Raw genomic sequence first — 9,483 nt, 5'->3', positions numbered from 1 at the left:
TACTTAAAATAAGATTTAAAACACTAGTCGACTGTTATTTTAAATTTCATTTCATTAAAAAAACATTACGTATACAGAAGTACACAAAGACCACTTCTTATTCTTTTGAATAAAAAATGTCTCAAAAACTTTGGTGGAATATTGATATAAATCAATTTTCCAAATAAATAGAATGACTTGTTAGGAAGTTAATTTTCGGAAAGAAAATTTTGTTTAGAAGTAGAATTTGGGGAATTCTATTAAATAAAGAGTATGTTTCAATTTTTATAAAATAGTTGATTAGACAATTTAATTTTTTTATTTAGAAATTTATGCAATTCTAAAGCTGAAACACTATTTAATGCGAGGATTATCCATAAAAGAATTACGACAATACCTTATTAACAAAGCCTCCAATTGGGGTTTGTTAATAAAAAGCTGACGTAATATTGGCTTTTTTGAAAAACGTTAATAATTAAATTAAAATTTGCTTTTTGAATAACCTTAATTCTATCTGTAAGAATAAAAAATAAGGCTAAAATAATAAGACCAAATGTAAATTTGAGGAGTAGAGTAAATGTCAATTCCATAAGCAAATTAATTAAGTTATTTTAAAAAAAACTTTAAACTCTAAGGCAATAAAAATTAAGTATATTTTATTTCATTTAAGGAAGATCAAAACTAAATTTTATTATCTGATAAAAAATATTTTTGTTTAATCTTTCTTTTACTAAAATTAGTTAAAATGAAAATATAAAACAAGAATAAAATTCTTATTTTATTTAATAAGAAAAATGAAAAATGTCAAATAAGGCTCTGAAACACCATAAAAATCAAGGATTTTCAACAAAAAATGAGTGTTATAAATATCACAAAAAAAAATAAACATCTTTACGAATACCATAAAATAGAAAGAAAAAACTTATAAAAATAGTTTTTCGTTAATCGTAATTTACTTAAACAAAGACATTTAACTGTATAAACGAATAAAACAGCAGCAAACGTAAAATTTCTATCATTATTCTAAAAAAACACGTAGAAATACGGGGTAAAAAAAACATAAAAAATTAAACAAAAGTTAAAAACAAAAAAAATAGGCAAACAATTGACTTTATTGCTTGCCTATTTATTCAATTTATTTTTGAATTAAGATTCCAAAATAGTATTAATTTGTTTAAATAATTGTCCATCGCTTAAAAAAGCTCCCTGCTGAATCAATTCAAAAATAGATGCATTTCTATCTTCGGTAAATACTTTCTTTCCAACTTTCATTTCAATCGTCTCAGTAAACATATTATCACTTAACCATTGCAACCCCTCTTTAGTTAGAAAATCAGTTTCCGTAACCAATGATTTTAATACTATTGACTGAACATGTGTTTCAAAACATTGAAACAAGAAAATATGGTTTTTAGAAAAATGTTCTAAAAATTCTGCTCTGGACAAAACACCTTCCCAAATCAAATCAGAGAAAACATCCAGTTCTTGTTCAGCCACTTCAGGTTTATTTATTTTAAGAGAATCCCATTCTGCTTTATCAATAGCCTGAGTGGCTAAAAAGCTAGCAAATTCTGCGTGCAATTCATCAAATTGCTCTTTTGTAAGTCTTGCGTATTTCATTTATTTCTTTTCTTTAAACATGCTAAAAAGAGCCTTATCATTTTTTCTGTTATTATTATTCAAAAAAAAGCCCTCGCAAATGCGAGGGCAAATTTATAACTTTTTTTTCTTTACTAGAAAATGTATCTGATACCAAATTGCATTTGCCATCTTGAGGTTAAGCTAGCGTCATAACTAAAGGTTTTAGTTGGTGTATTATTAAAAGTATAAGTTGGTGTATTTCCTGCAACAGTCACTCCTATTGGCTGAACGCTGGTTGGAACCTGCACAACTCCCCAATCTGAATTTATTAAATTTCCAAAATTCAAAATATCGATACTAAATTGAATGGTATTCTTTTTCTCAGAAGCCGATGAAACTCTAAAATTATAATCCTGCAACAACTTTAAATCGCATCTTCCTCTCCATGGAGATATAGCGCCATAACGTTCTGCATATTGCCCTCTTCTGTCTTTCATGTATTTATCCTGAGCAATGAATTTATCAAATGCCTCGGCCTGACCAGCCCCACTAAAAGTCATTTGGCCAATTTCAGCAGTCGTAGGGATATATATTAAATCATTTACGGATGAACCATCTCCATTAATATCTCCTCCATATGTATAATTAAAACGTCCTCCCTGAGCATATTCTAAGAATGTTGAAACCGTTGTTGCCCATTTGTCATGTCCATATTTCCATTTTTTAGAAGCAACCCCAATAAAACGGTGATTATCCCCATATTTAGAATTAGACAATACATCATTATTTACATTTCCAAGTGCAGGATTAAAAGCAAAAGCATCCCCAGTTATTTCTGCCTCGATAGAGTTAACATCTTTTGATTTCAAATAATTATAAGCAACACTGGCATACAAACCATTTTCAAATGTCTTCTGTAATTTAACCGTTGCATTAAAAGCACTTCCTTTATCTGAATTAGTCATTACATATGCATTATTTGCTCCTTTATCTGCTGCTGTATAAATTAATCTGTTATCTACACCCGCTAAGGTTCCTGTCGGGTCTTTCAATCCCCAGTTCTGAACATGGACTGCATTAATATCCTTATTATAAGACAAATCTAATGTTACAATATAATTGCTTTCAAATCTGTGATCAAACCCTAAACTCGTTCTCCAGACTTGTGGCCATTTATAATCCGGATCCATTATCTGCAAGAAACTGTCGTCGGCACCACTTACCTGATTTCCTAACCATACAAAAGGGATTCTTCCTGTAAAAATACCTGAACCTCCACGAAGCTGTGAAGTTGCATCACCTTTAACATCCCAATTGAAACCAATTCTTGGTGACCATAAAATTCTGTCACTTGGTAAATCTGTCGATATTAGTTTTACTGCCTGACCAGTTTGCGGATCATAATAATCAATACTGTTGTCTCTGCCCGCACCTCCATTATCCGTATCTATATATTTCTGAATCAAATCAGCCGTATTAAAATACAATGGTTTGTCTATTCTTAAACCTAAAGACAATTTAAAATCATCATTTAAGCTAATATCATCCTGTGCATAAAATGCCAATTGACCTACGTTTAATTCAGCCAATTTCCAACCCCCATCTGCTCCAACTTCAAATTGACTTTTTGTATTAAATGTATCTTGTGCATATTGAAGATTTTGCGCCACAATACTTGTAGCATATGGTAGAGCTGCATCATTTAAAAAGTCTTGTGTTGTAAAATAAGGCGTAAAAAAAGTTCCCGCATAACCATTTGGATTTCCAAAATTATCATAGCCGGCTAAATTGAAAGAATTTTTAAATCCGAATTTTTCAAAAGAAGCTCCAAAAGTAAACACATGTTTCCCCACCGTATAAGTCAAATTATTAGTAATCTGAATTACTTTCTGGTCCAAAGTATTATTAATTGAAAATGGTTCATGCCCGGCAATAATATAATTAGAACCTGCACCATCCTGAATATTAATTACAGGAGCCGGAACTGAAAATGGCACTCTGTAATCATTAAAGTGTGAATACCCTGCCTGTAATTTATTTGATATTTTTTCACTGAATTTAGAATTCAGCTCAACTAAAAATGAACTTAAATTATTATTGATTTGATATCCTGAGTTCCTAAATTGCAATATTGAAGCATTTGGACCTCTAAAACCTAAAGCTGTTGGGTGAGCCGGTTTATCTTTTGATGCATCTAAGAAATTATAAATTACAGCCAATTTATGATTGTCATTTATATTCCAGTCTACTTTAATAATTCCCTTATTAGAATTAGATTCATGTATGAAACCCTGATAAGCACCAGTATCATATCCTAAAGAAGCCAATGCATTTGAAACCGCAATTAAATCAGATTCTAAAACTCGTGATTCATTAATTCCGGTTATACCATCATTATTATTGGCTACGAAGTTTGATCCTAAATCACTTCGTTTATCAATTTCGAAATTTCCAAAAATGAATAATTTGTCTTTAATAATTGGGGCACCTAAACTAAAACCTGCCTGAGTCTGCTCTAATGTCGGCACAAATATTTTTTCACCTTTAATTTTACTTCCAGTTAAATCCTGATTTCTGTAAAATGCATAAGCAGTACCATGAAATTCATTTGTCCCTGATTTTGTAACCGCATTTACAGAAGCTCCTGTAAAACCTGATAGTGTTACATCGTAAGGCGCAGTGGCGACCTGAATTTGTTCAATTGCATCCAATGAAATAGGCTGAGCACCTGTTTGTCCTCCAGGAGTTGCAGCATCTAAACCAAACGGATTATTAAATACAGCTCCATTTAAAGAGTAATTATTGTACTGATCGTTTCTTCCACCAAAGGAACCTCCACTCGCTGTAGGTTCTAAACGGGTAAAATCTTCAGCCGATCTTGAAATTGTCGGTAAAGATGTTAATTCTCTTCGGCCAATTGTAGTTTCAGCACCAGTTTTTCCACTTTTAAAAACCTTATCTTTAGATACAATTTTAACTTCTTCTAATGCCTGACTTGCATCTGCCAAGACTACATCAATATTAAAAGGTTTTCCCAGATCAAGATATATATCATTATATTCCTGATCCTGAAAGCCCACAAAAGTTACTGTGATTTTGTACGGGCCTCCAATTCTCATATTTAAAATATTAAACCTTCCATCTTCATTTGAAACAGCTGAATATTTACCTCCTGTTGGAGTATGAATTGCTAAAATAGTAGCACCAGGCAATAGTTCATTCGTAGAACTTTTTACTATCCCCTTAATACTCGAAGTCGTGGTTTGCCCTGTAGCCACGGTTAAGGCCAGCAAACATAACAATAATGCAAATATTTTTTTCATTTTCCTGATTTTGAGTGAGTTATTACTTTCAAAATTAGGCAAAAAAAAACCACTCCAAAGAGTGGTTTTTATATTTTATTAACAAGAAGTTAACAAAATGTTATTTTTCAGCGATAATCTCGTATGGTAAGTCAACGATAACATCTCTGTGTAAACGGATGCTAGCAGAATATTTTCCAGTACGTTTTACGATACCACTAGTGATGAATTTTCTATCAATAGCGTTACCCGATTTCTCTAAAGCTTCAGCAATGTCGATGTTTGTGATAGAACCAAAAAGTTTCTCTCCACCAGCTTTTGCAGTAAGTTTAATTTCAAGAGCTTTTAAAGTTTCAGCTAATGCTTTCGCATCAGCAACAACTTTAGCTTCTTTATGAGCTCTTTGTTTTAGGTTTTCAGCTAAAACTTTCTTTGCAGAAGGTGTAGCTAATTGCGCGAATCCTTGAGGAATTAAAAAGTTACGACCGTAACCAGCTTTAACTGATACTACGTCATCTTTAAAACCTAAGTTTTGTACGTCTTGTTTTAAGATAAGTTCCATGTTGTTGTCCTTTATTTGAGAAGTTAGGTTCCATCTTACCGGAAACCAACAACTATTCTTTTAATATTATTTTAATAAATCGGCCACGTATGGCATTAAAGCTAAGTGACGCGCTCTTTTCACAGCTACAGAAACTTTTCTTTGGTATTTCAATGAAGTTCCAGTTAAACGACGAGGAAGAATTTTTCCTTGCTCATTAACGAATTTCAATAAGAAATCAGCATCTTTATAATCGATATATTTGATTCCTGATTTTTTGAAACGACAGTACTTTTTAGTTTTGTTAGTTTCAATGTTTAAAGGCGTTAAATATCTGATATCCCCGTCTTTTTTTCCTTTTGCAGATTGCTCTATTGTAGACATAATAATTAAGCTTTAGTAGATTTTAATTTGGCTCTTCTTCTTTCAGCCCATGAAATAGCATGTTTGTCTAAACTTACAGTTAAGAAACGCATAACTCTTTCGTCACGTCTAAATTCAGTTTCAAAAGCAATTAGAACTTCTCCAGCTACTTTGAATTCGAATAAATGGTAAAAACCACTTTTTTTGTTTTGGATTTCGTAAGCCATTTTTTTCAGACCCCAATCCTCTTTCGATACCATTTCAGCTCCTCTACTAGTAAGAAATTCTTCAAATTTCGTTACTGTTTCCTTCACCTGAACCTCAGATAAAACGGGATTTAAAATGAAAACAGTTTCATAATGATTCATAAATACAATATTTATTTGTTAAAATTGGGTGCAAAAGTAACCATTATTTTTATATATACAACACTTTTTTAGCTTTATTCGATGTAATGTAAAAAATAAGGCTCAAGTTTAGTTTTTTTCCTAGAAAAATAATACATTTACTATTGCTATCCTGAATTTATTATAAATTTTAATGTTATGAAACTAAACTGTGTTGTTGTAGATGATAGTTCTATACAGAGGACAATTATTGCAAAATTAGTTAATAATCACCCAGGTTTGCACTTAATCGGGGATTTTTCTAATGCAATAGAAGCAAAAAGTTGTATCTCTTTAAATAATATCGATCTAATATTCCTAGATATTGAAATGCCTGTTATTAATGGTTTTGACTTCCTTGACGGATTAAAAACGAAGCCTCAAATTATATTTATTACCTCTAAAGCTGAATATGCCTTAAAAGCTTTCGACTATGATGCCACTGATTACCTTCAGAAACCTATTGCCGTTGACCGTTTTAATGCTTCTGTAAAAAGAGCAATCGACATGCATTTACTCAAAAAAGAGGTAAAAGAAGAAGAAGGCGAGCATATCTTCATCAAAAGTAATCTTAAAAAACTTAAAATTTTCACATCTAAAATTAAATGGATTGAAGCTTTTGGGGATTATGTAAGAGTAGTTACAGAAGACGATAGCAACTTAGTTCTTTCTACAATGAAATCTTTTGAAAATGATTTATCAAAAGACAAATTTATTCGTGTACACAAATCCTATATTATTAATATTGATAAGGTAGAGCGCTTTAACAGCAAATTTGCCGAAATTGGAATCACAAAAATTCCATTAAGCCGAAACAAAAAAGAAGATTTAGTTAAAGCATTGTCAACATCGTCGTAATTAATAAAAATCGACATTGGCAATAACCTTTATAGCTCTGTATTGAGCAACAGCCTCAAAACTATTCAACATTTTCTGAATAGTTTTTTTTGTGTTTCCTAAATTCTGGTTCTGCGGAATCTTAATCAAAATAGTTCTGATATATTCATTTCTGATTCTGCTGATTAATGGTTCTTCCGGTCCTAAAACCGGCATATTTAAATTCTGACTCAAAACCTGATACAACCACATCGATCCTTCTTTCAATTTATCGAAATCTTTGTGCTTTAACGTTAGCTTTATAATTCTGAAATAAGGCGGATATTTATAGATTTGTCGGTCGTATAATTGCTCCTTATACATACCTATATAATTATGTGTTGTAACCTGCTGAATGGTATTGTGATTTGGATTGTAGGTTTGAATCACAACTTTTCCTTGTTTTTCTGACCTTCCCGCTCTTCCTGCAACTTGTGTCATCATCTGAAAACTGCGTTCAAAAGCCCTAAAATCAGGATGATGCAACATATTATCGGCATTCATAATTCCGACCAGACTTACGTTGTCAAAATCCAATCCTTTAGCCAACATTTGAGTTCCGACCAAAATATCAATTTCTCTGTTTTTAAAAGTATCAATGATCTTTTCAAAACCAAATTTTCCACGCGTAGTATCCTGATCCATTCTTCCGGTTTTGGCTTTCGGAAAAAGAGAAATTAACTCTTGTTCAATTTGTTCCGTTCCGAAACCTTTTGTGGTCAAATCAATACTTGAACAACTATGGCAGTGCGTTGGTTTTGCTATTGAATATCCACAATAATGACAACGTAATTGATTTTTATGTTTATGAAAAGTCAAACTCACATCGCATTGCTGACAATGAGGTACATGGCCGCAAGTGAGACATTCTATTATAGGGGAATATCCTCTTCTGTTTTGAAACAAAATAACCTGTTCGCCCAAAGACAAAGCTTCCGCAATTTCTTCGATTAAAAGATCGCTAAAATGCCCTGTCATTCTTTTTCTAAAATGCTTGTCTTTTAAATCAACCAAAAGAACTTCCGGCATTCGAACATTATTATAACGTTCCGTAATTGTAACTAAACCAAACTTCTCAATTTGTGTATTAAAATACGTTTCAATACTTGGAGTTGCTGATCCTAAAAGCACTTTGGCATTATGAAAATTAGCCAAAACAATTGCTGAATCACGAGCGTGATATCTGGGAGCCGGATCTGTTTGTTTAAAAGTCTGCTCATGTTCTTCATCAACAATCAATAATCCGAGATTATTAAACGGTAAAAACAAAGCCGACCTTGCTCCTATTACAATTTGAGCTTTATCTGAATTTTCCAGCGTCTTTTTCCAAACCTCCACTCTTTCATTGTTACTGTACTTCGAATGAAAAACTGCAACTTTATCGCCAAAATGAAGTCGCAAACGCGAAACTAACTGGGTTGTTAATGCAATTTCAGGCAACAGATATAAAACTTGTTTTCCTGTTTCTAAATATTCTTCAATTAATTTAATGTATATTTCTGTTTTTCCGCTTGATGTAACACCATGAAGAAGACAAACTTCTTTTTCTAATAAACTATTTTTAATTTCAATATATGCCGCTTGCTGGGCATCACTTAACAATAATTGTTTTTCTGAAGCATTTCCATCAAAAGAAACTCTGTCGTGTTGCAAATAATATTCTTCAAAAATCTCTTTTTCAACTAATGCCTTTACAATTGTTGAAGTTGAAGTTGAAACCTCTGTCAATTTCTTAACTGTAATTGGCTTCTTTTCTGAGGCACTAATTTGAAAATAAGCCAAAACAATTTCTTTTTGTTTCCTGGCACTTTTCAGTTCTTCTAATAATTCACTTAAACCGTTATCTGATTCATATTTTGAATGCAATTTTACATATCGAATCAACTTCGGCTTGTAATTTTCTTTTATTTCCTCTTCTAAAATAATGATATCCTTTTCCATTAATTTTTGAAGAACCGGAAGAATATTCTTTTTGTTCAAAATTGAAATAATCTCCTGAACTTTTAAAGAACTCTGTTGTTGTAAAGCTTCGTAAACCAGATATTCTTCATCAGAAAGTTCATTTTGATTGACAATAATATCGACTTTATGCGAAATAATAGTTTCACTTTCCAGTAATAATCCACTTGGAAAAGCGCCACGATAGACATCACCAATACCGCACATATAATAGTTCGCTACCCAAAGCCAGTGTTTAATCTGGGTTTCTGTAGCAATTGGTTTTTCGTCTAAGATCTGATGAATCTCTTTGGCTTCATATAAATTCGGAGCATTTTCATGAATATCTAAAACAAGTCCTGTATAGATTTTATTTTTAATAGGCACCGCCACCCGCATTCCTTTTTTTATAAAATGGAATTCAGCCTCAGAAACACGATAAGTAAGGGGTTTAACTAAGGAAAGTGGTAAAATAACTTCGACAAAAAACATGTGCTTTTTTTATGGGATTTAGAGA

Annotated in this window: 7 protein-coding genes; 1 reads left to right on the top strand and 6 read right to left on the bottom strand. The window is 31.9% G+C overall.

Annotation, left to right across the window (positions count from 1 at the left end; all coding sequences use genetic code 11):
• Positions 1 to 1,125: 1,125 nt before the first annotated feature.
• The 5 genes from AC6CH4_RS05250 to rpsF form a co-directional block, all read right to left on the bottom strand.
• Positions 1,126 to 1,599 (bottom strand): DUF6495 family protein, encoded by a 474-nt coding sequence (locus tag AC6CH4_RS05250; protein ID WP_498100815.1) that lies wholly within the window; start codon positions 1,597 to 1,599, stop codon positions 1,126 to 1,128.
• Positions 1,600 to 1,712: 113 nt separating this feature from the next.
• Positions 1,713 to 4,883, bottom strand: a complete 3,171-nt coding sequence (locus tag AC6CH4_RS05245; protein ID WP_498100813.1) for an outer membrane beta-barrel protein — start codon at positions 4,881 to 4,883, stop codon at positions 1,713 to 1,715.
• A 100-nt stretch (positions 4,884 to 4,983) separates the two neighbouring features.
• Positions 4,984 to 5,424 (bottom strand): 50S ribosomal protein L9, encoded by a 441-nt coding sequence (gene rplI / locus AC6CH4_RS05240; RefSeq protein WP_026982307.1) that lies wholly within the window; start codon positions 5,422 to 5,424, stop codon positions 4,984 to 4,986.
• A 66-nt stretch (positions 5,425 to 5,490) separates the two neighbouring features.
• A complete protein-coding gene (gene rpsR, locus AC6CH4_RS05235) occupies positions 5,491 to 5,787 on the bottom strand; it encodes a 30S ribosomal protein S18 (protein WP_002987043.1) in 297 nt (98 codons plus the stop codon).
• Between the two features lie 5 nt (positions 5,788 to 5,792).
• A complete protein-coding gene (gene rpsF, locus AC6CH4_RS05230; RefSeq protein WP_007810575.1) occupies positions 5,793 to 6,134 on the bottom strand; it encodes a 30S ribosomal protein S6 in 342 nt (113 codons plus the stop codon).
• Positions 6,135 to 6,311: 177 nt separating this feature from the next.
• Between rpsF and AC6CH4_RS05225 the strand changes: the two genes are divergently transcribed.
• On the top strand, positions 6,312 to 7,010 hold the full coding sequence (locus AC6CH4_RS05225) for a LytR/AlgR family response regulator transcription factor (protein ID WP_056185422.1): 699 nt from the start codon (positions 6,312 to 6,314) through the stop codon (positions 7,008 to 7,010).
• Here the strand turns inward: AC6CH4_RS05225 and priA are convergent, their stop codons facing one another.
• Positions 7,011 to 9,458 carry a replication restart helicase PriA gene (gene priA / locus AC6CH4_RS05220; protein WP_498100810.1) on the bottom strand — a complete coding sequence of 816 codons (2,448 nt, stop codon included), beginning with the start codon at positions 9,456 to 9,458 and terminating at the stop codon, positions 7,011 to 7,013.
• Positions 9,459 to 9,483: the final 25 nt, after the last annotated feature.

The sequence above is a fragment of the Flavobacterium sp. GQ95 genome (genome assembly GCF_059758655.1).
This window is presented reverse-complemented; position numbering and strand designations above follow the sequence as displayed.